Source organism: Streptomyces sp. NPDC111656 (assembly GCF_055656965.1).
In genome coordinates this window covers 1,175,667-1,199,955 of the sequence record NZ_JBVKCA010000001.1, presented here as the reverse complement: position 1 = coordinate 1,199,955, position 24,289 = coordinate 1,175,667, and the positions used below count along the sequence as shown (strand labels likewise).

The 24,289-nt window shown below is 69.7% G+C and carries 18 protein-coding genes and 5 pseudogenes; 8 read left to right on the top strand and 15 right to left on the bottom strand.

Going from position 1 to position 24,289, the window contains the following annotated elements; all coding sequences use genetic code 11:
• Nucleotides 1-13: 13 nt before the first annotated feature.
• The 3 genes and pseudogenes from ACZ7M3_RS05540 to ACZ7M3_RS05530 all read right to left on the bottom strand — a co-directional run bounded on the left by ACZ7M3_RS05540 (nt 14) and on the right by ACZ7M3_RS05530 (nt 1,566).
• On the bottom strand, nt 14-466 hold the full coding sequence (locus ACZ7M3_RS05540) for a helix-turn-helix domain-containing protein (protein ID WP_472060966.1): 453 nt from the start codon (nt 464-466) through the stop codon (nt 14-16).
• A gap of 103 nt (nt 467-569) precedes the next feature.
• Nucleotides 570-1,007: a glutaredoxin domain-containing protein gene (locus ACZ7M3_RS05535; protein ID WP_472060964.1), complete on the bottom strand. Its 438-nt coding sequence runs from the start codon at nt 1,005-1,007 to the stop codon at nt 570-572.
• Between the two features lie 98 nt (nt 1,008-1,105).
• A pseudogene (locus ACZ7M3_RS05530) lies at nt 1,106-1,566 on the bottom strand (pyridoxamine 5'-phosphate oxidase family protein).
• Between the two features lie 222 nt (nt 1,567-1,788).
• Between ACZ7M3_RS05530 and ACZ7M3_RS05525 the strand changes: the two are divergent.
• Nucleotides 1,789-2,259 (top strand): annotated as a pseudogene (locus tag ACZ7M3_RS05525) (beta C-S lyase family protein); the annotation flags it as partial.
• Between the two features lie 236 nt (nt 2,260-2,495).
• Nucleotides 2,496-4,061, top strand: a complete 1,566-nt coding sequence (locus ACZ7M3_RS05520) for an ISL3 family transposase (protein ID WP_472060962.1) — start codon at nt 2,496-2,498, stop codon at nt 4,059-4,061.
• 301 nt (nt 4,062-4,362) lie between these two features.
• Here the strand turns inward: ACZ7M3_RS05520 and ACZ7M3_RS05515 are convergent, their stop codons facing one another.
• The 3 genes from ACZ7M3_RS05515 to ACZ7M3_RS05505 all read right to left on the bottom strand — a co-directional run bounded on the left by ACZ7M3_RS05515 (nt 4,363) and on the right by ACZ7M3_RS05505 (nt 6,501).
• The gene (locus ACZ7M3_RS05515; RefSeq protein WP_472060960.1) at nt 4,363-4,767 is read right to left on the bottom strand and encodes an actin-binding ADF family protein; all 405 of its coding nucleotides are present in this window, start codon (nt 4,765-4,767) and stop codon (nt 4,363-4,365) included.
• A 275-nt stretch (nt 4,768-5,042) separates the two neighbouring features.
• Complete coding sequence (locus ACZ7M3_RS05510; protein ID WP_472061049.1) at nt 5,043-5,906, bottom strand: SCO6745 family protein; 864 nt, start codon at nt 5,904-5,906, stop codon at nt 5,043-5,045.
• 58 nt (nt 5,907-5,964) lie between these two features.
• Complete coding sequence (locus ACZ7M3_RS05505; RefSeq protein WP_472060958.1) at nt 5,965-6,501, bottom strand: YbhB/YbcL family Raf kinase inhibitor-like protein; 537 nt, start codon at nt 6,499-6,501, stop codon at nt 5,965-5,967.
• Between the two features lie 99 nt (nt 6,502-6,600).
• Between ACZ7M3_RS05505 and ACZ7M3_RS05500 the strand changes: the two genes are divergently transcribed.
• Complete coding sequence (locus ACZ7M3_RS05500) at nt 6,601-7,281, top strand: GntR family transcriptional regulator (protein WP_472060956.1); 681 nt, start codon at nt 6,601-6,603, stop codon at nt 7,279-7,281.
• 51 nt (nt 7,282-7,332) lie between these two features.
• Here ACZ7M3_RS05500 and ACZ7M3_RS05495 read toward each other — a convergent pair.
• The 5 genes and pseudogenes from ACZ7M3_RS05495 to ACZ7M3_RS05475 all read right to left on the bottom strand — a co-directional run.
• Nucleotides 7,333-7,645, bottom strand: a pseudogene (locus ACZ7M3_RS05495) (SDR family NAD(P)-dependent oxidoreductase); the annotation flags it as partial.
• 379 nt (nt 7,646-8,024) lie between these two features.
• Complete coding sequence (locus tag ACZ7M3_RS05490; RefSeq protein WP_472060954.1) at nt 8,025-8,420, bottom strand: hypothetical protein; 396 nt, start codon at nt 8,418-8,420, stop codon at nt 8,025-8,027.
• 1,204 nt (nt 8,421-9,624) lie between these two features.
• A pseudogene (locus ACZ7M3_RS05485) lies at nt 9,625-9,846 on the bottom strand (IS6 family transposase); the annotation flags it as partial.
• Nucleotides 9,847-10,140: 294 nt separating this feature from the next.
• Entirely contained in the window at nt 10,141-12,348 is a 2,208-nt protein-coding gene (locus tag ACZ7M3_RS05480) for an ATP-binding protein (protein WP_472060952.1), read from the bottom strand.
• Between the two features lie 340 nt (nt 12,349-12,688).
• Nucleotides 12,689-13,477, bottom strand: a complete 789-nt coding sequence (locus ACZ7M3_RS05475; RefSeq protein WP_472060950.1) for an intradiol ring-cleavage dioxygenase — start codon at nt 13,475-13,477, stop codon at nt 12,689-12,691.
• A 377-nt stretch (nt 13,478-13,854) separates the two neighbouring features.
• On the opposite strand from ACZ7M3_RS05475, the pseudogene ACZ7M3_RS05470 reads away from it, so the two are divergent.
• From ACZ7M3_RS05470 to ACZ7M3_RS05450, 5 genes and pseudogenes are all read left to right on the top strand, one after another.
• A pseudogene (locus ACZ7M3_RS05470) lies at nt 13,855-14,052 on the top strand (helix-turn-helix domain-containing protein); the annotation flags it as partial.
• Between the two features lie 206 nt (nt 14,053-14,258).
• On the top strand, nt 14,259-15,347 hold the full coding sequence (locus ACZ7M3_RS05465; protein WP_472060948.1) for an Lrp/AsnC family transcriptional regulator: 1,089 nt from the start codon (nt 14,259-14,261) through the stop codon (nt 15,345-15,347).
• Between the two features lie 157 nt (nt 15,348-15,504).
• Complete coding sequence (locus ACZ7M3_RS05460) at nt 15,505-16,953, top strand: MFS transporter (protein ID WP_472060946.1); 1,449 nt, start codon at nt 15,505-15,507, stop codon at nt 16,951-16,953.
• A gap of 45 nt (nt 16,954-16,998) precedes the next feature.
• On the top strand, nt 16,999-18,189 hold the full coding sequence (locus tag ACZ7M3_RS05455; RefSeq protein WP_472060945.1) for an amidohydrolase: 1,191 nt from the start codon (nt 16,999-17,001) through the stop codon (nt 18,187-18,189).
• A 375-nt stretch (nt 18,190-18,564) separates the two neighbouring features.
• Nucleotides 18,565-19,089: a hypothetical protein gene (locus tag ACZ7M3_RS05450; RefSeq protein WP_472060943.1), complete on the top strand. Its 525-nt coding sequence runs from the start codon at nt 18,565-18,567 to the stop codon at nt 19,087-19,089.
• A gap of 385 nt (nt 19,090-19,474) precedes the next feature.
• Here ACZ7M3_RS05450 and ACZ7M3_RS05445 read toward each other — a convergent pair whose 3' ends face one another.
• From ACZ7M3_RS05445 to ACZ7M3_RS05430, 4 genes are read right to left on the bottom strand one after another with little or no spacing between them, the layout of a single operon-like run.
• Nucleotides 19,475-20,875, bottom strand: a complete 1,401-nt coding sequence (locus tag ACZ7M3_RS05445) for an acyl-CoA reductase (RefSeq protein WP_472060941.1) — start codon at nt 20,873-20,875, stop codon at nt 19,475-19,477.
• Nucleotides 20,872-22,215: a hypothetical protein gene (locus tag ACZ7M3_RS05440; protein WP_472060939.1), complete on the bottom strand. Its 1,344-nt coding sequence runs from the start codon at nt 22,213-22,215 to the stop codon at nt 20,872-20,874. The genes ACZ7M3_RS05445 and ACZ7M3_RS05440 overlap by 4 nt, the downstream gene beginning before the upstream one ends.
• An 18-nt stretch (nt 22,216-22,233) precedes the next feature.
• The gene (locus tag ACZ7M3_RS05435; protein WP_472060937.1) at nt 22,234-22,938 is read right to left on the bottom strand and encodes an ABC transporter ATP-binding protein; all 705 of its coding nucleotides are present in this window, start codon (nt 22,936-22,938) and stop codon (nt 22,234-22,236) included.
• Nucleotides 22,939-22,979: 41 nt separating this feature from the next.
• Nucleotides 22,980-24,215 (bottom strand): ABC transporter substrate-binding protein, encoded by a 1,236-nt coding sequence (locus ACZ7M3_RS05430; RefSeq protein ID WP_472060935.1) that lies wholly within the window; start codon nt 24,213-24,215, stop codon nt 22,980-22,982.
• Nucleotides 24,216-24,289: the final 74 nt, after the last annotated feature.

The following is a 24,289-nucleotide window of genomic DNA, read 5'->3' as shown; positions in this document are numbered from 1 at the left end:
ATCCCACAGCAGATCAGCCACCCCGCCATGCTGCCCGGCACCCCGACCCAACGCACCCCCGTTTCCCTTGACCAAAGACATAGGGGCACCCCCCCGCCAGGCCGGTCCCTTCCTCCCCCGCAGGGCCGGCCGCTTCCTGCCCCGCTCCGGCTTTCGGCGAGGGGCCCCGGTCCAGTGCCGTACGGGGTCGGTCGGTATCCGCCCAGACGTCGGCAGCCGCTTCCCAGACCACCCGTAACCTGCCACGTTCCGCTTGCCCCAGCCGGCCCAGCGCGTCGACGGCTTCCCAGGGAGGCAGCGAGCGGCCGCCGAGGTAGCGCTGCCAGGAGCTGCCGCTGAATCCGGACTTGGCGGCGAGCGACGTCAGGCTCAGCTCACACCGGTCCTTGCACTGCCGCAACTCCCCCACCAGCCGCTGCAACTCCACCGGCACGTCGTCGCGTTCGCGCCGCCGACGGGCTGCCATCCGCTCCTCCCACCCCGCAAGGGCAGCGGGCCTGCCCCACCGCGCCATCGTACGAGCGCGCCGAGCCACTGCCGTCCGGGTCCGCTTCTGGCACCGCTCCCGATCACATGGAACGGGAGAGCTGTTGACGCACCCATTCAGGGTCGGGGTTGACGTGCGGCCGGCCCTCCACGACGACGGTCGGCACGGTCTCATTGCCATCATTGGCCGCCCTGACCGCTGCCGCCCCAGCCGGGTCACGCCAGATGTCGACCCAGTGCAACTGGCGGGCGCTACGGCCCAACCGGATACGCAGCCGCAGGCAGTACTTGCAGCCCGACCGCCAGAAGACGACCGGCCGGCCGTCGACCGCGCTGCGGCGTTGTGCCTCCAGCGCACCGATCGACCTCGGGAAGATCAGAGGTGAGTTCACGCCTGCGAGCAGCACGAACACCAACAGGAGCGCTGCGGCTGCGCCGGGTTTCCCCCTGAAGACCAGACCCGTCGCAACGACTGAGCCGCAGAGCACAAGCAGCGTCGGCAAGATCCAAGCGCGTGTCATGAGGACTCAGGCTATCGGCGAGCCGAAATGCACCTCGAACCAGGCCGCGGCGCATGGTGATCGTGATCCGAGAGAGGCGCGTCGGCGAGGGGCGGCCGTTATTCCAGCCGCATGCCGTCGCGCATGATGGCTCTCCCGCGTAGTTCCGGCTCGCCGCGCCAAGCACGCACAGTCCTCGGGACCACTCGTACATACAGAAAGGAACCCTCTTCCACGCGTGGATCCCACCCGAACTTGTCAGCGAACGCCTCCGCTGCGCCTCCGGGCACCTCTTGGTCCGGGAAGCACTCCGCCTCACCTTGGAGGAGCACCACATCGAAGGTGTCCGGTAGCGCCAGGCGCACGCGCGGCTCTTTGCGGACGTTCCGCGCAGTCACGGAAGTGGCGCCGGTGCACATCCACACTGCTCGCCCATCCCCAAGAACCACAGCGGCACCTGGTGCGGCCCGTGATCAGGGTGAGCCGTCGACACCCATACATCCCGCTCGGTAACGAGCCGCTCCAGAGCGTCGCGCATACGCTCCGCCGTCTGGCGGCGAACGATTCCCGTGGTCTCCATGCGGACCGACCCTAGCCAAGCAGGCAGGAAGCGCGCCTGAGGCGCAGGACCTACTCCCAGCGACCGATGAACCCCTCAGCTTTTGGCTCGGGGCGACCAACTTCGGTGCTCGGAGTGGCCAGCGGAAGGGTTCTGACCGCGGTTGCGTGAAGGGGCGGCTCGACGATGTACAGGCCGACGATGCACTCGTCGTAGTCGTCACGGAAATGATGTCGGCGTCGAAAGGCGTGGAACCTGGCCGGCCTCAAGGCCGCCGTTGCCCTCGCCGGTCCGGCCGCCGCCGGGGACCTGGCCCGGATCCCCGCCTGGGTCCAGGAGGGTCCCAGCCACCTCGGTGTCATCGCCCACACCGCTGCCCTGCGTGACGGCGTACCGTGGCTCGACGCGCTGCTGGACGGCCTCGACGCCAACCGCAGGCTCCTTGTCGATCTCCTTACCGAGCACCTGCCCGGCGTCCGCTACCGGCCGGGCGAGGGCACCTATCTCGCTTGGCTGAACTGCAGGGCCCTGGGCCTGGGCAACGACCCCGCGGCCGTCTTCCTCGAACATGGCAAGGTTGCCCTCAACTCCGGCCCCTCCTTCGGAACAGGGGGTGGCGGATATGCCCGACTGAACCTGGCCACCTCACCTGAACTGATCACCGAATCGGTACGTCGCATGGCCGCAGCAACACGCACAGCCCTGACGAGCTAGACCCATCACCCGTCCCTCTGAGTGCTCTGGTTGGCCGGACCGGCCGACCAGAGGGGTCTGCCCGTTCCTCTGTGACGAGCACGACCCACGCCTGAGCCGGTGTCGTGGCTGAGCGGAGGTGGTCTGGCCGTCAACCGTCAGTGCGGCCAAGAGCGCCCCCGGATGCGCCCGTCAGGGCTGACTTCTTGCGTCCGGTGGCAGGCGCGCGGATCACCGCTGCCGGGGATGCCTCACTCATGAGGGCCGAGACGTTGGGGCACCTGCTGCTGCCAGGATCGCAGGTTGTGGTGTGCCAAGTCAGCCTGGTGGAGGGCGTGTTGGTGGTCGATGCTGCTGGGTGCGGCCCTCCGGGGCTGTGCCCGGACTGCGGCCCGCGGGCCCCCCGGGTCCACAGCCGTTACTGGCGTCGCCTCGCCGACCTGCCCGTGGCCGGGCGGGAGATGGTTGTCCGCCTCCGCGTCCGTCGGTTCTTCTGTGATCACGCCGGGTGCCGACGCAAGACTTTCGCCGAACCGGTCTGCGGGCTGACTGAACGATACCGGCGGACAACGCCGTCCCTGCGTTCGGCGTGGCGCATGGTTGCCGTGGAGCTCGGCAGCCGGCCCGCCCAACGCCTGTGCCGAAAGCTGCTGTTGCACGGCGGGCGGACGCGGCTGCTGGGCATGCTCACGGCTCCGCCCGCACCGCAACGAGCCCCGCCAGTCTTAGGCATCGACGAATTCGCATTCCGCAAGGGACGCACCTACGGAACGATCCTCGTCGACATCGAGACCTCCCGACCCGTTGATGTGCTGCCCGACCGGGACACAGTGACGGTCGCCGCCTGGCTGCGCCAGCACCCCGGCGCAGAGATCGTCTGCCGCGACCGCTCCATGGTGTTCACCAAGGCCATCCACCAGGCTGCACCACAGGCCCAGGAAGTAGCCGACCGATGGCACCTCCTGGAGAACCTCTCCTCCGCGGTGGAGAAGACCTGCCGCCAGCACCGCGACTGCCTGCGCACCCACGCCACCCGGCACCTCCCACCCCAGCCGAGCGGACCTCCCGGCGTGCCTCGCACGCCACTCCCGCAACGGGTCCGGCAACGCCATCAAGACGTCCAGGCACTCGCACAGGCGGGCTGGTCGCTCAGCGCGATCGCCCGACGCCTGGGCCTGGACCGCAAGACGGTCCGCCGCTACCGCAACGACGACCTCGACACCTTGCTGGCATCCGCCCGGGACCGCGGCGTCGGCGTGCTCACCCCGTACATGCCCTACATCCAGACCCGCTTCACCGCCGGATGCGCCGTCTCCCTCCAGCTGAACCGCGAGATCTGCGACCTCGGCTACGCCGGCAGCCGCCACGTCGTCAGCCGCTACGTCGCCCAGCTCCGCGATAACACCGCCGTGCCCGCAACCGCAGTGCTCCCCGCACCCCGCACGATCACATCCTGGATCATGCGCCCGCGGGAAACGCTGAACCACACGGAGGCCGCAGCCTTGGACGAGACCCGGCTCGCCTGTCCGGACATCGCCACAGCCCGTGACTTCGCCAGAGCCTTCACCGACCTGACCCGCCACCGGCGCGGCCACCTGCTCTTGGAATGGTTCAAGCAGGCAGAACGAGACGCTCCCGCCCCGATCCGGGGCTTCGCAGGCTATCTCCGCCAGGACCTCGACGCCGTCACCGCCGGCCTCACCCTCCCCTACAGCTCGGGAGCGGTCGAAGGGCACGTCAACCGAATCAAGACCATCAAGCGCCAGATGTACGGACCGGCATCGTTCTCCCTGATCAGAGCCCGCATCCTCATCCAGCCGTAGGCATCACGCAACCGCGGTCAGAACCAGCGGAAGTGCTCAGTCACACTTGTCCCCGGTGATGGCCGGCTCGAGTGGGTCGCCGATCGGTGGCCGTCTTTCACATGACTGCCAGGCCCAACTGGTGTGGCCCCGCCCGGGAGCGTGGCCGTCGGGAACAGAGGACTCGGCGGGTCAGCCCGTCCCCGGGAAGGCACGGATCGCTGACACCTCGTACCGGGGTTCGGCACTCGGTGGGGCGTGCTGATCGCCCACCACGGCATGTCGCCGATCCAGTCCGCGCCACCGCCAGGAGGAGGGTGGGTCAACATGCCCTGGAGACAAGCGCTTTGTACTCCACGTCGGACAGGTCTGTGGCCTGTACGTGGGCCTGGACACCGTCGAGCAGGTTCCGGAGCGTGCTGTATCCGGAGGAGTGCGCGATCCTCTCCTCGGCGTTCGTCCCCGCCGGGCACCAGGAGATCAGCACCGTCTTCTCCTGACGGGTCCCGTCCGCTGTGGCGAAGTGCAGGTCGTGGACGACGTACCGGGGCTCGTCGGCCGGCAGGGCTTTCAGTAGTTCGTCGTGTGTCAGGTTTCCCTTGGCGTCGGGGATGACGGTCCCCAGGTTGTCGCTGAGCCGGTAGATCACTGTGTTGATGTCCCGCCTGCTTTTCAACTCCTGGAAGGCGCTGATACAGCTGTCGTCCACTGGGATACCACCGCTCACGACGAGTCCTTCTGATCATTGGGAGAGCAGGCCAAGCGGATCAACGAACCGGCTCCCCGGGAGGTTCTGGCCCGCTGGCCCGGTTCGTTGCGAGGGAAGATCGTGATCAAGCGGTCAGGCCGTATCCCGCCTGGTCTGCCCGCACTCGCGGCGGTGGTCCAGACGCCCGGCGTCAGCGGCTTCTTCGGCTGTACGCCCCTGCTGTACGCCCCTGGACCCCTCGGCCGGGCCCTCGCCGTCACCTCCGCGACCGAGCGAGGCCCCGGCCCTCGGTCTCAGCCCTTGCCGAAGTGCTCCGCGGGGAAGGCGCCCGCTGCCCTGAGGGTTCTGGTGAAGCCTCCGGCCAGCTCGGTGAGGCGCGCGGTGGCGGCAGGGCCGAGGTGATCGTACGGGGCGGCGTCGAGGCGGTCGGTGAGCGCCTCGGCCTCACCGCGCAGGGCCGCGCCCGCGTCCGTGAGGTCCCCCGCCTCGTCCAACAGCCCGCGCTCGCACAGCCGGTCCCGGGCGGTGGACCACTGCTGCGCGGACCACCCGCGGGTCCGCATGAACAACGCCGACGTCGGCGCCGTACCGGTGGCGTTGTGCAGGACGAGGGCCTCGATCCCGGACAGGCCGGCCACCGCCAGAGCGGCGAGGTGACCGTCACCCCGGTGCTCGCGCAGCAGCGTCGCGGCGTGCCACAAGGCCAAGTGCGGTTCCTCGGGCACGGAAAGGCCGGCGTTGGCGGCGTACAGCGGCCGCGCCTCGCGACGGCACGCCTCGGTGGCGCGCAGCGCCAGCTCGGCCGTCTCGACCATCTCCTTCGACATGAGGGCCTCCTCCCCGAGCAGTCGCCGCAGCGTCCCGTCCGCGCCGCGCAGCCGGGCCGCGAGGACCGCCTCCGGCGTGGTGACGGCCCACGCGGCGGGGATGTACCGGGCCACGTGCTCGTGGTTGAAGTTGTAGAACGTCGCTGTGACGGTGCCCGCGCCGACCTCTCCGAGCGGGGCCGCGCGGCCCGCGAAGTAGGCCATGGCGCCGCGCTCCAGCCCGAGCGCCGCGAGTTCGTCCTGCTGCTCCGGCGCGAAGTACACGGATGTGTGCACGGGATTGACGACGCTGTGGCAGCGGCGTCCCGCACTCGCCTCGAATGAAGGCATCTCGAATGAAGTCATCAGGACGAGCCACCCGGAAGGATCGGCCGACCGCACCCGGGCCTCACTCGCCGGCCCACGGCACGAGGACGGCTCGGGCGAGCGTGTGCTGGAGGATGAAGAAGCTGAGGGCTGCCGGGGCCGACTCCGGGGTGATGCCGAGGGCCGTCACGGACGGTATGTCGAGTGCGTTGACGGCGATGTAGTAGCGGTGCCTGCCGGTTCCCGGCGGTGGCGCGGCGCCGACGTAGGCGGTCGCGCGCACATCGTTCGAGACGTGGAAAGCGCCGTCCGGCAGGCCGCCGTCGCCGGGCGTGCCGGCGCCGGCGGCGAAGGACGTCACGTCGGCGGCGATGTCGGCCACCGCCCAGTGCCAGAAACCGGACGGGGTCGGGGCGTCCGGGTCGTACATCGTGACGACGAAGCTGCGGGTGGCGGCCGGGAAGCCGCCCCACGACAACTGGGGGGAGCGGTCCTCGGCTCCGGCGGCGCCGCTCATGGCGGCGAACTGCGCCACCGGCAACGGACCCCCGTCGGCGACGTCCGCGCTCGTGACGGCGAACTCGGGAACGGCGGGCATGGTGTCGTACGGACTGCTCATCTGGTCTCCCATCAAGCCAGGCTTGCACCTTCTGACTTTCAATAATCAACCACACTTTTAAAAATCATGCCAGCTGTCAAATGTTGTAGGATCCGTCCCGTGGCGAGAGGAGCTGGGCAGCAGACCCGCAGCGAGGTGGTGCAAGACCGCATCCGGGCCGACATCCTGGGCGGCCGGCTCAGGCCTGGCCAGCGGTTGAAGTTCCCCGAGCTCAGCGAGCAGTACGGGGTGAGCACCGGCGCCGTACGCGAAGCCCTGCTCAAACTGGTCGCCAAGAACCTGGTCAGCTCCGAGGCGCACCACGGTTTCCAGGTCACCGACGTCACCGCTCGCGGGCTGGCCGACCTGACCGACACCCGCACCGAGATCGAGTCCCTCACCCTGAGCCGCGCCATCAGCGAGGGCGGCCTCGCGTGGCAGGCTCAGGTGCTGGCCGCCCACCACACTTTCGAGCAGACCCCACGCGGCGACGGTGACCAGCCCAGCGAGGACTGGCTGATCGCCCACGCCGACTTCCACACCGCGCTCCTGGCCGGCTGCGCCAACCCCCGGCTACGCGACCTGGCCGCCTCCTTGAGGGAAGAGGCCGAACTGTACCGACGGTGGAGTCGACCCACACCGGCAGAGACGCAACGCTGGACCGACCAGGCCGTCCACAAAGAACATCGCGACCTGCTCGACGCGGTCATGGCCCGCGACAGCGAGCGGGCCGACGCCGTCCTGCGCCGCATGATCAGCTCCACGTCCGGCATGGTCCTGAACACCGAGCCGGACGCGTGATGTCCGGCTGACGATCGCGGCGAGGTGGGGTGCGGTGGCCGTCCGCCGAAGCTCGACCCGGAGGACCGTGCCGGTCACGTATGAGGAGCGGTCACTGAGGAGCCAGGCTGCGGCCTGGACGATCTCCTGCGGGTTGGCCGTGCGGCGCAGCGGGGTGTGCGCCGTGAGTCTCTCTCGGAGACCGGGTGATCCCTCGTCCCAGGTGCGTATCATCTCGGTCGCCGTGGCGCCGGGGGCGATGGCGTTGACACGAATGCCTTCCGGGCCGTAGGTGACGGCGGCCGACTCGGCGGGCTGTTGACCGCCCGTTTCATCGCACCATAGGCGGGCAGCTCGGGTTGCCCATCAGGCTCCCGACGGACGAGCGAAGTCGCGACACAGGTGTTCTTCCAGATCATTTGAGCATATGGACAGACTGAACTGTTGAGATCGCGGCATGATCGAAGAGAGCCGCGAGTTCGCACGACAGCCCAGGTGGTGGACGTCCGGCTCCATAACATCCGTCACCAGGGAACAGAGTGAACGGGGCAGCGAGCACCTCGCCGGCAAAGAGGTCCTCCAGGATCGCGCGCCGCTGGCCGTAGGGCCGGGCGAGCAGCTCGGTCCCCCCGGTCTCAATACGTCGAAAACGATCAGGTATGCGGGGCGTTCGACCGCGGCCTGGACGGCGCTGCGGCCCAAGGCACCGAGCCCGGCGCTGCAGCTCTCCGAAACGCAGCCGTCCCTCGTGCAGCCCAACGAGCTCACCGGGCTGGCGTCTGGGAGCCCGAATCCGGTTCCGGCTGCTCGACGGGGAGCAGCGCGCGCAGGCTGCCGAAGACGCAGGTGTCGACGGTCTCGGGGTAGCGCTTGATCCAGTCCGGCGGCGGGAGCTCGTGCGGTTCGTCCAGCCCGTGGCACCACTGCGAGATGATGTTGTCGCCGTGCGCGAGGTCCTTCACTGCGGACCGCAGTTTGACGGCGTGTCGCAGGATGCGGTCGCTGTTCGCGGACCATATGTCCCCGATCGAGGCGCCCTCGTGGGCGATGAAGTTCCGGGCCTCCCTGGCTTTGTGCAGGGTGCTCATGTCCATGGTCTGGCCCATCGCGTGGGCGGCCAGACTGTGCAGGGTGCCGCCCAGCAGTTTGTCCGCTGGCACTGCGGCGAAGACCTCTTCCAGAGTAAGAGCCGGGTCTGCCTGGTGGGCGGTGATCAAGTTGCTTACTCGGAGTACGTACTGGCACTTATCCTCGTAGGCGTTCGCGAGGTGAAGCGCCCGTCCTGCTGAGAAGAACAACGCGTCGTGCAGTTCCGTTTCCCTGGGCGCCAGGAGGCTAATTGACCAGCGGCGGCAGCCTCAGCGTCCCTGGCCCGCACCGTCGACTACGGCAGCTTCGTCGCCCTCGGTGAGCGGTTCGGCTACCCGTACTGGGTGGTGCGCGAAGGACTCAACGACCGGACCGACTGACGCCGAGGCGCGGGGACGGGCGGACAGACTCCGCCCGCCCCACGCGGCACGTCGTGGCCATCGACGAGAACCATCGCGAAGCCTTCACCGCCCTCGGTGAGCGCTTTGGCTACCCAGAGTTCCTCATGGACGACAACCTCAACGTCGGATAGGGCCGACCTGGCCCGACAGCACACGGGCCCTGCCGAGCCAAAAGGCCACGGCTCGGCAGGGCCCGTCTCGTGAACCAATGGGGACGACCGGACCACGTAAAGCACCCCACCCCACAACCCCGTTCAAACTCCGTTAACAAAAGACACTAATCTCACCGGTCTCCTCGATGCACCGGAGCGCCCACCGGCCCGAGCGCGACGGAGAAGACCCCGTCGGATCCGACTTCGAACGCGAAGACCGCAACGTCATCTGGACCAGCCGCCCTCAGTCGTAGGCGGACGGCGAGACAGCCTCAACGAGTAGAGCGCCACCACCGCACGGCATCGGCGCACTACTCGGCGGAGGCCGGCGAGACCCAGATCTACGCGGTGCTCGCCGCGCTCGAGGAGACACGGTTCCTGGAGGAGGCCGAGGTGCGGGCGACGCTCATCGACTGCGCTCGCATCTGCACTCCGGACCTGACTCTCCGCGTACTGCTGAGAACCGCCATCAGCGCCCCGGACGCCCAGATGTCTCCGGACCAGTACACGAGACTGGCCTGTGCCTGCCCCTGGCGGCTCCCCCGGGGTCGGCAGGGGCCGGCATCGTGACACCTGTCGGATTGAGCTTCCCCCGAGATGCGGAGATGTGTGACAGGGGGTCAGATGGGACTCATGAGAGGAACCCTGACGATGGCGGTGTCAACTTGGCGGGCGAGGGCGTGGTGTGGCTGGGCTCCGGCTGCGTACTCAGGGCGTAGCAGGCTGGCGGCGCCAGTGATTTCGTTCCGGATGGTGAAGCGGTGGCGCAATTCGGTGCGGTAGCCGGGTGCGGTCATCAGGTGACGCCGGGGGCGGAAGTGGGGTGAGATGCCGCTGGACGCGGAGAGGAACCGCTGGGCCCCGCCGACGCTGCGAAAGCCTTTCATCGCGCGTTCGCGCTGTCTCGTCGGCTGGTGGCTGTTCTCCGCCCGATTGACGGCACCTGGGCGAAGGAACAACCTGCGGAGAAGGGGCAGCGCAACACTTTTCACTGCCAGGTCCGCACCCGCGTCGAGCAGGCCAGTCGCCCGCACGGAAACGGACAGATCTTCCGCAACTGCCGCGTCGAGGATGAATGCATCCCTCACGAAGTGAGCGGAATCGCCGTTCCAGGCGACCTGCCTCGCGGGAGTCCAGCTCAGTGCCTGAGCGCCGCCTCGTCCGAGAAGGACCCGTCTTGCCGAGGTAGGGACTCGGGTCCGATACGCGCAGTTGTTGGGTACTGGGGCCCTGCGTCGTCAGGAATTGTCCCTGGTTCGTGCGGCCGCCCACAGAGCGATCCGGGTGCGTGAGCGCAGGCCGAGTTTGTCGCGGACCTTGTCCAGGTGGGTGGCGACAGTACGCTCTGAAAGACCTAACCTTGCAGCGATCTGGCGGTTGGTCAGTCCCTCGGCGACGAGCTCGGCGACCGTGAACTCCCGGCCTGTGAGCGGGAACTGGTCCACGATGGCCGCCGTGGCGTCAGAGGCCGAGCTAAGGTAGCCGCTCCCTCTCCGCAGGGCGTATGCGACGAGCCGGTCTCCCCGCAGCCGGCGGCCACCGCTGACAGCAGCGTCCTGCGCAGCTGCCGACAGCCCTGCTCGCGCACGAGCCGCGGTCAGTTCCACCCGTCGGCGCCACGGGTCCTCCGGCTCGGTGTCCATCCGACGGCGTGCCTGCGCGCTCGCCTCGTACAAACGCAGGGCTCGCCGCAAGTCACCGCTCTCGGCGGCCACGAGGGCCAGGCCCTCGACCGGGTACAGCGCGTGGAAGCTTCCTTCGGGGACGATCCGGAGCACCTCGCCGAACAGTGCCTCGGCGCTGTCCAGACGGCCCAGGGACAGCCGTACGGCGCCAGCGGTGTGAAGGGCGGCGGCAGCCCGGCTCCAGTGCGCCCGCGCCCTGAGCACCGGAAGACAGCGAGCCATGAGCAAGTCGGCCTCGGCCTCCTCGCCCGCCTGAAGCAGGGCCCAAGCCAGGTGATGGGTGCACCATGCTGTGTCCTCCCGTCGGCCGAGCGCGGAGACGACACGCAGGCAATAGCGCAGGTCCGCGACGGCGGCGGCGAATTCACCACGGCACAGCCGTGCTGCCGCCCGCGCGTCCAGTGCGTTGGCGAGACCAGCGGGGTGGTCACGCGTACGTTCCTGGCGTACCGCCTGTTCACCAAGGCGTAGTGCTGCGGCCAGGTCGGTCTGCTGGCAGGCGACACGGGTGGCGAGTGCCGCTACCGCGCCGCCGAGGCCAGGCCCGGCAGGCAGCCGCAGAAGTCCGTCCAGTAGCGAGCGGGCGGCCGAAGGCTGTTCATGCTGGTAGTACACGCGGGCCAGTTCCAGGGTCAGCCGGTCGCTCGAGGGGCCATCGCTGCCGCCGGCGCTGGCCAGGGCCGCTGCGAGATTGTCCCGTTCGCCGGTGAGCGGCCCACCGGCCTGGTCGGCGAACACCTCGCCACCGGTGAGTTCCGCGAGGCTGTCCAGCCAGTCGAGGGACCGCCGCCGTACGGCGTCCAGTTCGCCCGACACGATCAGACGCTCCATGGCGTAGGCGCGAACGGCGTTCAGCTGCCGGAAGCGCGCGGGGTGTGCGTTGCCCGGCAGCCGTACGATCAGCGACTTGGCCTCAAGTCCGCACAAGATGCCGAGAATTTGGCGTGGGGCGACGCCGCCGCCGGCGCAGACCGCCTCGGCGGCGCCCGTGTCGAATCCTCCGACGAGCACCGCGAGGCGCCGGAAAACCGCCTGTTCCGTCGGCTCGAGCAGCCGATGGCTCCAGTCGATCGCGGCGGTCAGTGCGTTGTGACGACGGGGACCGGTCCGGCTTCCGTCGGTCAGAAGCGACAGCTGGAACAGCCGGTTGTCCAGTCCGGCGAGGATGTCGCCCAGTGGGAGCGTGCCGACGCGGTGCGCCGCGAGTTCGATGCCGAGCGTCAGACCGTCCAACCGACGGCATATCTCGGCAACGGTCGCAGCGTTGCTACGCCAGAGGGTGAAGCCGGGCGCACGACTGGCGGCGCGTTCGACGAACAAGCGGACGGCGTCCGAGCGCAGGAGGGCGGCAGGGTCGTCACCGGTGCCGGTCGGCGGCAGAGACAGCTCGCCGACCCGGAACACGGTCTCTCCGGGAACCCGCAGCGCCTCCCGGCTGGTGGCAAGGATCCGCAACCGGGGGCAGTGACTCAGCAGGGTCGCGGCCAGCTGAGCGCACGGCTCTGCCAGATGTTCGCAGTTGTCCAGGATGACAAGCCGGGAGGTGTTGCCGATCGCACGGACCAGGGCGTCGGTGCCGGATCGCCCCGCTCGCTCGCCCACGCCCAGCGCGGTGGCCACGGACTGCGCGAGCGGAGCGTCGTCGTGCAGCGAGTCGAGTTCGATCAGGTCAACCCGCGCGTAGCGGCCAGGCAGCCCTTTGGCGAACTCCAGCGCCAGCCGCGTCTTGCCGACGCCTCCGGCTCCGGTCAGCGTGAGCAAGCGCGATGTCCTCAGCAGGGTGCGCAGGACGGAGAGTTCCTGGCGTCGCCCCACGAAGGAGTCGAGCGCTCGCGGCAGCCCGCGACCCGAATCCGGAGGGGAGGCATCCGGTGAAGTTGGTCGTTTCCCTCTGGAGCCTTTGTGTATCGAGCGTCTCCTGAACGCCCGTTGCCGGCACGCATTGGAGCAATACCGAGCTGGCCGACCGCCGTGTGGTCCGGCGGTCAGCGCCGCTCCGCATAACTCGCATGTCCTGTGCCCGGTCATCCCCGATTCCTGGCCGCGGGCTTCCTGGGCGAAACCTTCCGGTCTCATCGGCTCGGCCGCCCGAGAGGGGGCGTCAGGGTGTTGCGGCGGGATTGACACCGAGTATGACGGTGCCGACTACTCCCTTGCCGAGGTCGCTGCCGGCCAGGGTGATGTTGAGCAGGGTCGAGGAACCGCCATTGCGGTATATGCCGTCCCTCGCGTTGAGGGTGCGGGTGGCCGTGTTGTTCCGGTAGGGGGTCAACGCGGCGATCTTGGTGTTGTACGTCTCGGGGAAATAGAGCTGGCCCGTGTGGGAGACGTGGCCTCCGTGGTAGGTCCCGTTGGACACGGTCCCGCCGGCATGGGTTTTGAGGTGGATGTGGAGTGCGCGGCCGACGTACCAGCCGGGATAGAGGGTGGTGAACTCCGCGACGCCGGCGGAGTCGGTCAGCTGCACGCCTCGCAGGAATGTCGTGTCCGGTGTTGAGCCGCCCGCGACGTAGCCGGAGTAGACACCGAGCGCGTCGCACTGCCAGATATCGACCGCCGTGTTGGGCAACGGGAAGCAGGTCGCGATGTCAACGACCGTCACACGGAGAGTGAGTGGGACGCCCGCCTTGCCCTCGGTGATGTTCTTGCGGACCGTCTCGAGGTCCAGATAGTAGGGGCCTTCGGTCTGCTCGGGCGTCAGGACACAGGCAGCGGCCAGTCCGGCGCCGGCCTGGGGTGTGTCGCCTGGGTCTGCGGCTGCGGCTGCGGCTCGCGAAGCCGGGATTCCGAGAGCGGCCACGCCGAGGGCTGCTCCACCCAGGGTGGCGAGGATGGATCTGCGGGTGGCGTCGGTCTGCTCCGCAGGTTCGTGGTGGGGGGTTTCAGTCATGCCGCCACGATGGCCCGTGCAGCGGCATACCGGATCGGTCGGACAACCGATGAATCGGGCGCGTTACGAAACCCACCGCGTCCCGGACCCGCCCGGATCCGCCCAGACCCGGGCGGGATCCGGCCGCAGCCAGGCCCTGCTGCTCCCGGCACGGACGACTTCGTCGGCGCGGCGCTTCGGCCTGGCGACGTTCATGGGCACAGCATGTGACTGGGCCCGCTTCCCACCCGGCGGGCGCGTAACGGGGATACGGCCGACTGGCATGCGCTCCGCGGGTCCCGGCCCGGATCGCCGTGGCCGCCGTACTTCGGGTACGGGACATCGTCCTTAAGCACCACCAGCTCGAAGCCGGCTGAGAACATGAGTTCCACGACGGCGAAGCGGCGGCCGAGGCCGGTGTGTCGCCTGCGGTCGGGACCAGGTGGTTTCGCCACGCTGGCGGCGTGAATCCGAACCTTTCACCGACCGTGTCGGGGCGTTGCCTGTCGTTTTCCGAGCGCGAGGACATCGCCGTGTGGCGTGCTCAGGACGTCGGTGTCCGTGAGATTGAGCGCCGGCTGGGCCGGTCGCCGTCGAAGTGTCCATGATCAAGGGGAAGCTTCAGTGGCCCTCGTGACGCCGTGCCGGGGAAACGGCGTCACATGCTGTGCCAGGCCCTTCGGACCGCCGAGGATGGTCGAATGACGATCACATCGCAGGCCTGACCTGGATGCGGCCCCTCGCGCAGAGGTCCTTGGCACACGACAATGGCGGGGCCACAGCACGTGCAGGAGCCGCCCCCATGCAACAGTCGCCCTACTCGTCCACACCCCTCGTCGACGAGACCGACCTGGCGCTCGTGCACGCCCTGCAGATCGCGCCGCGCGCACCCTGGACGGCCGTGGGACAGGCGCTCGGCATCGACCCGATGACCGCAGCCCGCCGCTGGGCCCGGCTGACCGGGACCGGGTGTGCCTGGGTGACCTGTTATCCGGCGGACGTCGACCTGCACGAGATGAGCAGCGCGCACATCCAGGTCGACTGTGCCGCCGGCGCCGCGGCACGGGTCGGGCGGACACTCGCCTCATCGGTGCACGCCGTCACGGTGCAGCACACCACCGGAGCCAGCGGACTGCTGCTGACCGTCCTCATGCCGGAGCTCTCCGACCTGTCGCGCTATCTCCTTGAGTACCTGGGTGAGGTCCCGGGCGTACGGGCGACCCGCACCTATGTGTCTACGCGGCTGTTCGCCGAGGCCAGCCACTGGGGACTACGCGCGCTCGACGCGGAGCAGCAGGCCCTGCTGGCAGCCCACCGCCCGGCCAGGGCCCCGCTGGCTTCGGGCTCACGGCCCATGACAGACCTCGACCGGGAGCTGAGCACCGCCCTGAGCGAAGACGGGCGGATGACCGCGACGGAACTCGCCCGGCGGCTCGCAGTGAGCGAGAGTACGGTCACTCGGCGGCTGCGCCGCCTCCTGCACGACGGACATCTGGTGCTGCGTGCGGAAGTCGCCCAGCCCTGGTCCGGCGTACCGGTGACCCTGAACCTGTGGGCGCTGGTCCCGCCCGACCGGCTCGAACAGGCGGGCGCCGCTCTGCGCAATCTGCCGGGTCTGCGCCTGTGCGCGGCGCTGACCGGCGGCCCGGCGAACCTGCGGATCGAGGTGTGGCTGCGCTCGGTCGCCGAGGCGAGCCGCTTCGAAGCGGAGATCATGCGCCGCGAGCCGTCCCTGCAGATCGTGGACCGCTCCCTGGCCCTGCGCTTCATCAAACGCATGGGCCGGCTGCTGTCGGCGGACGGCCGCGGCGTGGGCAGCGTGCCGTTGCACCTGTGGAGCGATCCGGTTCCGCGCACCGACCCAGCACCGGCGCCCTTGCACGACGACTGAGGAATGGTGGGGATATCCCACATGGAGCCTGGTCGTTCTGCAGAAATCCTGCGCCACGGGTGCCCTGACGTCGCTGTCGCGCACGATGCCCACACCCCCTGACCGCCGGCCCGGTCGGGCTTCCGGCCGGGCCGCGCTTGAGCGAAGAGGAGAGGCCGTGCCGAACAATGCCGCGCCGGTGCGCACCCCCGGGGCACCGGGCCCCGTCCGTACCCTGTCCCCCGGCCTGCTGGTGGCCTTGCTGGTCTATGTAGAGATCAGCAGCGGCGTCATCCAGGGCTCCATCTCGCCGGTGCTGCCCGCGCTGGGAGAGCGGCTCGGCGTGGACGCGGCCGGGCTGAACTGGGTGAGCATCTGCCAGTTGCTCTCCTCGGCGGCGTGCGTGCCGGTCCTCGCCCAGCTCGGTGACCTGTACGGCCACCGGAGGCTGCTGCGCATCACGCTGTGCTGTGTCGCCGTCGGCACCGTTCTGGTCGCCCTCGCCCCCAACTACCCGGTGTTGCTGATCGGCCGGGTCCTCGAGGGTCTCCTGGCGGTGTGGCTCCCTTTGGAGTTCGCCATCGTCCGCGACCGGCTCCCCAAGGAGCGGACCGCCCCCGCCATTGCCAAGCTCACCGGCGGACTCGTCCTCGGGGTCTCCCTCGGCACGCTCCTGGCCGGTGTCGTCTCCCACCTGAGCCCCGACCCGCGGGTGGCGCTGGCGGTGCCCGCTGTGCTCACACTGTCGTGCCTGCCGATCGTGTGGCTGTGGGTGCCGGAATCCGACAGCCGCCAGCGCGAGCGCGCGGATGTGCTGGGCGCGGTGCTACTCACGCTCGGCCTCGGCACGCTGCTCGTCGGCCTTTCGCAAGGGCGCCGCATGGGCTGGACGTCTGACGGCTTCGCCGCGCTCATGGTGGGCGCCGTGGTGGCGCTCGGCATGTGGGCCGTTGTGGAGCTGCGGCGCGAGCACCCGATGGTCGATCTGAGGTTCACCAGTCGCCGGGCCGTTCTTCCGCTGTACGTCGCCGCGCTCGTCGTCGGCGTCGCGCTGTTCGGCACCCAGTCGGCGCTCGCCACGTTCACGGCCGCGGACCCCGCCCTCGGGTACGGCTTCGGCTACGCCACCCTCGGCATCGCCCTGGTGACGCTACCGGTGGGCCTGTCCCAGTTCGTGGGCTCGCACGTGTTCGGTGCCATGGTCAGCCGCACGGGCGGGCGGCGAGCCATCGCCGGAGCGTTCGCCCTCGCCGCCGCCGGCTATGTGCTGCTGGCCTGGGCCCACCACCAGGTCTGGCAGGTGGTCCTCGCCAACGTCGTCGCGGGCATCGGGGTCGGCGCCGTCATCGCCGGCCTGCCGACCGTGCTCGTCGACGCCACCCCCAAGGAGAAGACCGGCGTCGCCACCGGTGTCTACCAGGTCTCCCGCAATGTCGGCGGCAGCGTGGCGGGCGCCGTGTTCGCCTCTGTGCTCGCCGCATTGCCCGTGACCGGCGGCGGCGCGCCGTCCGAAGGCGCCTATCAGACGGTGTGGCTGATCTGCGCCGGCCTGCTCGCCCTGGGCTGCTGGGTCATCGCGATGCCAGCCCGCCGACGCGGAATGGCGGCCACCCAGGCCACGGCCTGACGGCACCCGGTCCCCGAGCCAACACCCCGCGGAGAACACCCCATCATGCGCCTCACCACCCTCAAGACCACCGTCGCGGACCGCATCGACCACTGGACCGACGAACTGCGCCGGCTCAGCAGGGAGCTGCACGCCGACCCCGAGCTCGCCTACGCAGAACACCGCTCGGCAGCCCGGGTGAGCGGACTCCTGGAGCGGGCCGGGTTCAAGATCGAGAAGGGCACGGCAGGTCTGCCAACCGCCTTCACCGCCGTGGCCGGACCCGGGGACGCCGATGTGACGGTGGGCCTGTGCCTGGAGTACGACGCGCTGCCGGGACTCGGCCACGCCTGCGGCCACAACGTGATCGCAGCGTCCGGCGCGGGCGCGGCGATCGGCCTCGCGGCGGTCGCCGACGCACTCGGCGTGCGCGTCAAGGCGGTCGGCACGCCCGCCGAGGAGGGCGGTGGCGGCAAGGTGCATCTGCTGCACGGGGGCGCTTTCGACGACGTGACGGTGGCGATGATGGCGCATCCGTCCCAGGGCGACGAGATCGGCAGCAGCTCCCGGGCCTCGCGGCACTTCGAAATCACCTACCACGGCAGGGCCGCGCACGCCGCAGCGGCGCCGCAGCTCGGCGTCAACGCCGCCGACGCGACCGTGATCGCCCAGACCGCCATCGGACTGCTGCGCCAGCAACTCCCGGACGGCATACGGGTGCACGGCATCGTCACCGAGGGCGGCGCCCGCAACAACATCATCCCCGCGCGCACCGGGATGAGCTGGCAACTGCGCGCGGACACTCTTCAGGAGCTGGAGGAACTCTGGCCCCGGGTGCGGGCCTGCTTCGAGGCGGGTGCCGTGGCGACCGGATGCGAGCTGGAGGTCACGGAGCCGTCGCCCGCCTATGCCGAGCTGCGCCAGGACGCGTGGCTGACCGACGCCTACGCCGCCAACATCACCGCCCGCGGCCGCGACCCCCGCCGCACGGCTTCCGTCGGAGCGTCCACCGACATGGGCAACGTCACCCACGTCATGCCCGCGATCCACCCCGCCATCGGCTTCGGCTGCGACACCGTCCCGCACACCCCCGGCTTCGCCACCGCAGCCGCCTCCCCCGAGGCTGACGCGGCCATCCTCGACGCCGCGACGGCTCTGGCCTGGACCGCGATAGACCTGTGCACCGACCCCGGACAGCGGGCCCGCGTGCGCGTCGCACACGCGCACCGGCTGCGTGCGGCGGGCGGTACGCGGTAGGACGCACTCCTCCAGCAGGACCGCGAACATCAGTAGCGAGCGCCCAGTCGGTACTGAGCAGAACTACGCCCACTGCAGATCCCGGTGTCATGCCGGCCGTCTCGACGACGGCCGAACGCTTCCGATGAGGTAGGCGAGGAAGGCGCCTGCCGCCAGGGCCGTCGGCTTCCCGAGCCAGTGCGACACGTCGTAGAGCGGCTTCAGGTGGCTCCCGGCTTGGGCCTTGGGCCTTGGGCCTTGGGCGGGATGCTGTCGCCCAGGAGCAGAGAGAGGGATAGCGCTCGGTGGCGGGCGAGGTCGCGAGTGTGCCAATGACGGTCGGGGTCCGTGTGAAGCAGGTCCAGGACGCGTTGTCTGCGTCGGTCGGCCGACGGGGTGTACCGGTCGTCGCGGGAGGTCCTCGTCGCCGGGACGGACTACGACGACGTGACGCTCTTCATCGGCACGGTGCTGCACGACATCGGCATGACCGACGAGGGGCAGGGTCCGAACCGCTTCGAGGTGGACGGTGCGTTCCGGGCCGCCCGCTTCGCCCGCGAGCACGGCCTGTCCGACACCGCGGTCGACCAGATCTGGGACGCGGTGGCGCTGCACACCTCCGCGGGGATCGCGGCCCACAAACATCTGAACGTCGCCCTCGCGCACTTCGGTATCGGCGCCGACATGTTCGCATTCGGTGTCGAGGAAGTGGACCGGGCCGTGCTCGACGCGGCGCACGAGGCGTTCGCCTATCTGGATCTGCGGAGCAAGATCCACGCGCAGCTGGTGCACCAGATCGACGAGCAGCCGTCGAAGTGGGCGCCGGTGTCGTTCGTCGACCTCGTGTATCGCGAGCACCGGCCGGACAATCCGTTCCCCGGACTGGCCGATCTCGTCGCAGGCCCGGTGTTTCCGGACTGACGCGGCGACAGCACGCGGGTACGCGGAATTCGAGCCGCCGCACCAAATGTTCGACTTCCGGCCGGAGTTGCACTCGCATGTGACGCCTGGGCCTGGCAGCACGGTCAGGTGCGGCCGGGTTCCTGAGCCGTTGCGAGCGGGCCCCTGTCTGCGGGCAGCCGATGTCGGGGCCATGCCGTCCGCGTCCCCACGGAGTTCCAGGATGCGACTGGTAAGACAACCACTACGTCTGGCCCGGGGGCATTCGCACGCGTAGGCCCCACAAGATCGGATCCTGTAGCCGCATGCCTGTCGGGAATACGCCCTCTGGCCGAGGACCGACGCGCGCCCGGACAAGGTGGCCACAACCGGCGTGCGACGCTCACCTGACCGGAGTTCCGCTGTGTCACTCGTCGTTCACCCAGCGCATGAGCCGTTGCAGCGGATAGAAGCCGTCGTGGGACAGGCCCGGTGGCATCCCGCCCGCCTTGCCGAGGGACACCACGCGCTGGACGCCGGCACAGGCGAGGGCGTCGCGCAGTTCCGCCTTGCGGGAGTCCGGGTACACCCCGACCGTCTGCGTGGCGACTCCGGCGTACGCGGCCGCTTCCTTCAACTCGGCCACGGGGACGACGTCGACGATCTTTCCGTCGGGGTGGAAGTCCACCGGTTCGGGAGAGCGGATGACCAGGCCTCGGCCGTCGTAGCCGCCCCACACCCGGTATTCGGGCGTCAGGGACCGCAGGACGTCGATCTCCTCGCGCAGTGCCGCGGTGACCCGGGGGCCGTCGGCCGAACTGAACTCCCTTGCCACGCCCAGGCGTTCGCAGAGCAGGGCAGCGTAGCGGTCGGCGTCCTCCCAGGAGCCCTCGACGAACTGGAAACGGCTGGCCACACAGGCCTGTTGGTTGAAGAACGTGGCGTCGGCGGCGCCCGCGTCAGCGGCTCGGGCGAGGGCGTCGGAGGATTCGAACGCCTCCCGGCCGATCAGCGAGATGGAGGTCTTGGGGTCGAAGGAGACGAGCTCGAATCCCGGACCGACGTACCGCAGCGCCCCACGGATCGTGGCCTCGCCGCCCCAGGCGACCAGTTTGTCGAAGAACTGCGGGCGGAACAGCACGCTCTCCACCGCCTCGTCGCCGCCGCGCCAGTACACCGCGGAGAACGAGCGCACCACGGGGTGGTCGGGGGCGACCGCCGCCATCGTGCGCAGGATCGCGGTCGCGGTGAACAGGTCGTTGGAGGGCAGCTTCAGCAGGTTGACGCCCTTGGTGAGGGCGCCGCGCACGACGGACATGGCGGCGACGCCGGGTGCGTTGCCGGCGATGATGTGCACGAGACGCGGCGGGAACGCGCGGGTGGCCGCGGTCCGGTTCTCGGGCAGGCGTACCTCGCGCCAGCCGTCGAGTACGTCCGCTCCGCCGAGTTCGTGGTCGATCTGGGCGTAGAGGCCCGGGCGTCGGAAGCTTCGCCACAACACGGCATAGGCGCGTTCGAGTACCTCGGCGGGCAGCGGGCTGACCGGGATCATCCGGTCGAGGGCCTCGGCGAGCAGGCCCTCGCGGTCTGCCTTGAGTGCCTCGCCGGTCTCCACCAGCAGGTCGACGATCTCCGCGACGGGCACGTGGAAGGCGGGCCCGGGTTCGGTGCGGGACCAGACGAGGCGGTCGAGGTCGAGTGCCGGTGCGGTGAAGGCCGAACCGGCACGGCCGTGGTCGACGGGCGAGCCGTGGTCGACCTCGCCGCGCACCACGTGCACGACCTCCGTCCTCGCCGAGGGCACACCTGGCAGCGTGGTGGCGCTCATCCGTGGATCATCCCCCGCACATAGGAGTCGAGTGTCGCGGCGCAGGTGATCTTGTCGTCGCCGCCGAGGTCGCCGTAGCGCCTGATGTCCGGTAGGACGGTCGGTCCCGCCCGGCCGCAGTCGCAGGGCGAGAAGTCGACGAGGACCCGGTCTCCGCTGATGAGGCCACCCCACCGGCCCTCCAGTGACACGTCGAGGAAGGCGAACCGGCCCTCCACCACGCCGCGTTCGGCGTTCAGCAGCTTCTCGCCCGGCTCGTCCAGGATCAGTGGGATCACCCACGGTGGCACGTGGTAGTTGCTCTGTTCGCAGGCGAGGCAGGAGCCCTGGAGTTCTGTCATGCCATAACTGCGCACGCGCCGTGCGCCGTCGTAGAAGGCGGCGAACTGCTGCTGGTAGTCGTCGGGCAGGACCCCGCCCTTGTTGCCGCCGCCGCTGAGGACGAGCGTGTCCGGGTGGAGGCTTCCGTCGGGTACACCTCGGGCTCGCAGGGCCTGGATCAAGGTGAACTGCTGGTTGTTCATGCCGGCGATCAGCAGGGGCTCGGTCCGGTGTGCGGCGATGTCGTCGACGATCTGTGCGACGGCCGCGCCGAGTTCCTCCTCGCGGGCTCCGGACGCGGCCTCGAAGGAGCTGATCTCCTGCGGGGTCGCGGTGCCCTCCGCCATGCGGCGGCGCAGCAGGGCGCTGCTCATCAGCTCGGACACCCGCATCGGGTCCTCGGTCAGCAGCCGGGTCTCGCCGGGCCGGGCGAAGACCTCCGCGTGCCAGCGGTAGCCGTCGATGGAGCGCATCGGACCGCTGGCCGGTGCGAGGAGGTAGCCGCGGCGGGTCGGCTCGGGCGGCAGCGGGTCGGGCCAGCAGGTGAGGTTCTCCAGGATGTCGTGCAGGAACCCCAGATCGCCGGCGTCGCAGTTGAGGAAGGAGACCTTTCCCGAGGTGCCGCTCGTGATGTAGGGGCGGTGGCCGGCGGCGGTGACGCGGTCGGCCCATTCGTCGATGTCGTTCACGCCCTCGACGTCGACCTCTCCCGGCTCGACCACCGACACGGTCGAGTACCAGCGCAGGAGCCGGTCCCATCGGCCGCCGGTGATGAAGGAGAGGGGGTACGACTTGTAGCTGGTGTGGGAGAACAGCAGGGGTACGAGGTCGTCGGGACTCTCGATCCCCTGTACGCCGCTCTCGTCCGCCCGGGTACGCAGCAGCGGGATGCGCTCGCGGTGGGCGGTGAAGGCCTCCCGCGCCGCTTCGAGCTGCAACTCCCTTGTCTCTCGGGCGGGTTGGTCGAATGTCTTGCCGGACCGGACCAGGGCCCGGATCTGCTCACGTGCGCTGGGCACGGCAACCACCTCCATCAGTCAGGACGACGGGTTCTTCGCGAGATAGGAGGACTCGATCGCGTCGAGGTCTCCGCGCAGCTCCTTCGGGGTGCCGGTCATGACGACACGGCCGCGGCGCAGGACGTAGACGCGGTCGGCGATGTCGAGCACCTTGCGCACGTGCTGTTCGACCAGGAGTGCGCCCAGGCCCTGGTCGGCCGCCTCCCGGACGGCGCGCAGGAGGCGGTCGACGACCAGCGGGGCGAGGCCGAGGGAGAGTTCGTCCGCCAGGAGCAGCCGGGGGGAACGGCACAGGGCTCGCGCCAGCGACAGCATCTGCTGCTCGCCGCCGGACAGCATGCCCGCGCCGGTCTTCAGGCGTTTTTCGAGTTCGGGGAACAACTCGACGGCCCGGTCCGGCGGTACGCGCCCGACCCGTAGGTTGTCGGTGGTGTCGAGGCGGGTGAAGACCGCGCGTTCACCGACGTAGGACAGGCCCTCGCGGGCACGGCGGTGCAGGGGGGTGTGGCCGGGCGTGCCCAGCCAGCGGACCTCGCCGCTCATCGGGGTCAGGTCGCCGGACAGCGCCCTGAGGGTGGTGGTCTTGCCCGCGCCGTTGGGGCCGAGCAGGGCGACGACCTCACCCGGCCGGACCTCCAGGTCGAGGTCGCTCACGACGGGTCGCGTGCCGTATCCGGCGGACAGGGCGTGGGTCGCTATCAGGGGCACATCTGTGTCGTGCACGGGGTCTCTCCTCAACCGGAGTCGACCGGGACGCACCGGACTCAGCCGGACGACGCGGCCGTCAGCGCCTTCCGGACGTCGACGAAGGTCGATCCGGCCTTCGCCCACTCGATCTTCCCGTCGCGCAGGGTCAGTTCGGTGGCGGTCGTGTTGTGGATGCGGTCCAGCCCCTTGATCGGCAGGGCCGTCGATGCCTTCCAGTTCAGGGGCGGGGTCAGGCCGCCGGTGTCGATGCCGTCGGTCGTGTTCAGCTCCTGCGCCAGCGCCTCGGCCGTGATCGTGGGCAGCTTCTTGGCGGCCTCGGTGAAGACCTTGAAGGCCACCCAGGTCGTGGCGTTGGCGCCGTTGGTCGTGTCGATGTCCTTGCCCTTGGCCGCCGCCACGAAGTCCTGCCAGACGGGGTCGGAGGTCGGCGGGTAGTAGCCGGTGATCGCGGCGCCCTCCAGCGGGCTGCTGCTCCCACCGGTACTCGCGGCCAGCTGCGGGGTGAGGTTGCCGACGACGCTGGCGAGCTTGGTCTTGTCACCGGACTGCACGTACGACTTCACGAACAGGTCGGAGGCGGTGCCCAGGATGACGCTCACGCAGTCGCTGCCCTTGGTGGCGGCGACCTGCGGGGCGAGGTCGGTGGCGGTGAGCGGCACCTTGAGGTCCTTGGGCGCCGCCCCTCCGGCGGACGTCACGCCCAGGGTGAGGAACTGCGAGACGACGGCCGCGGCGGCCACGTCGTACCGGACGCCGGTGATCTTCTTGCAGCCCTTCTCCACCAGTTGCCGACCGTGCGCGGCGAACACCACCGGGGTACCGCCGTTGACCGGGAAGGACAGCGGGTTGGAGAACTCCGCCGCCGAGACGCCGGTGCCGCCGATGTACGGGATGCCGGCCTTCTGGAGGATGGGCATGTAGCGGTCCCCGGCGAGGCTGTAGGAGCCGACCACCGCGGCGACCTTGTCGGCGACCGCCTGCTGGGCGCACTTCTCGGCCTCGTCGGGGTCGCTCTTCTCGTTGCAGAAGGTCACCTTCAGCGGGCCGCCCTTGATGCCGCCGTTATTGTTGATCCACTTCTCGTAGGCCTGGGCGGTAAGCCGGATCCCGGGCTGGGCGCTGCCCTGGGTGTTCTCCGGCGCCCAGACCATCACCTCGACCGGGGTGCCCTTCAGCGACGAGGTCTCGGCCGAGCTGCCGGCCGCCTCACCGCCGCACCCTGCGGCGAGCAGGGCTCCGGTCACCGCGAGACAGCTCGCTGCGGCAGTTCTGCGTCGGCGTGAGTCGTTCATGGTCCCTCCGCGGGGCTCGCGCCCGAAATGGGCGACGTCGAGATGCCGACAGCATGGATGCCGTCGTTTGGTTA

What these genes read in the sequence shown, in the direction of transcription:
- ACZ7M3_RS05540 (WP_472060966.1), bottom strand. Translation starts at nt 466, where the DNA reads ATGGCAGCCCGTCGGCGGCGCGAACGCGACGACGTGCCGGTGGAGTTG.
- ACZ7M3_RS05535 (WP_472060964.1), bottom strand. Translation starts at nt 1,007, where the DNA reads ATGACACGCGCTTGGATCTTGCCGACGCTGCTTGTGCTCTGCGGCTCA.
- ACZ7M3_RS05520 (WP_472060962.1), top strand. Translation starts at nt 2,496, where the DNA reads ATGAGGGCCGAGACGTTGGGGCACCTGCTGCTGCCAGGATCGCAGGTT.
- ACZ7M3_RS05510 (WP_472061049.1), bottom strand. Translation starts at nt 5,906, where the DNA reads ATGCCTTCATTCGAGGCGAGTGCGGGACGCCGCTGCCACAGCGTCGTC.
- ACZ7M3_RS05505 (WP_472060958.1), bottom strand. Translation starts at nt 6,501, where the DNA reads ATGAGCAGTCCGTACGACACCATGCCCGCCGTTCCCGAGTTCGCCGTC.
- ACZ7M3_RS05475 (WP_472060950.1), bottom strand. Translation starts at nt 13,477, where the DNA reads ATGACTGAAACCCCCCACCACGAACCTGCGGAGCAGACCGACGCCACC.
- ACZ7M3_RS05465 (WP_472060948.1), top strand. Translation starts at nt 14,259, where the DNA reads ATGCAACAGTCGCCCTACTCGTCCACACCCCTCGTCGACGAGACCGAC.
- ACZ7M3_RS05455 (WP_472060945.1), top strand. Translation starts at nt 16,999, where the DNA reads ATGCGCCTCACCACCCTCAAGACCACCGTCGCGGACCGCATCGACCAC.
- ACZ7M3_RS05445 (WP_472060941.1), bottom strand. Translation starts at nt 20,875, where the DNA reads ATGAGCGCCACCACGCTGCCAGGTGTGCCCTCGGCGAGGACGGAGGTC.
- ACZ7M3_RS05430 (WP_472060935.1), bottom strand. Translation starts at nt 24,215, where the DNA reads ATGAACGACTCACGCCGACGCAGAACTGCCGCAGCGAGCTGTCTCGCG.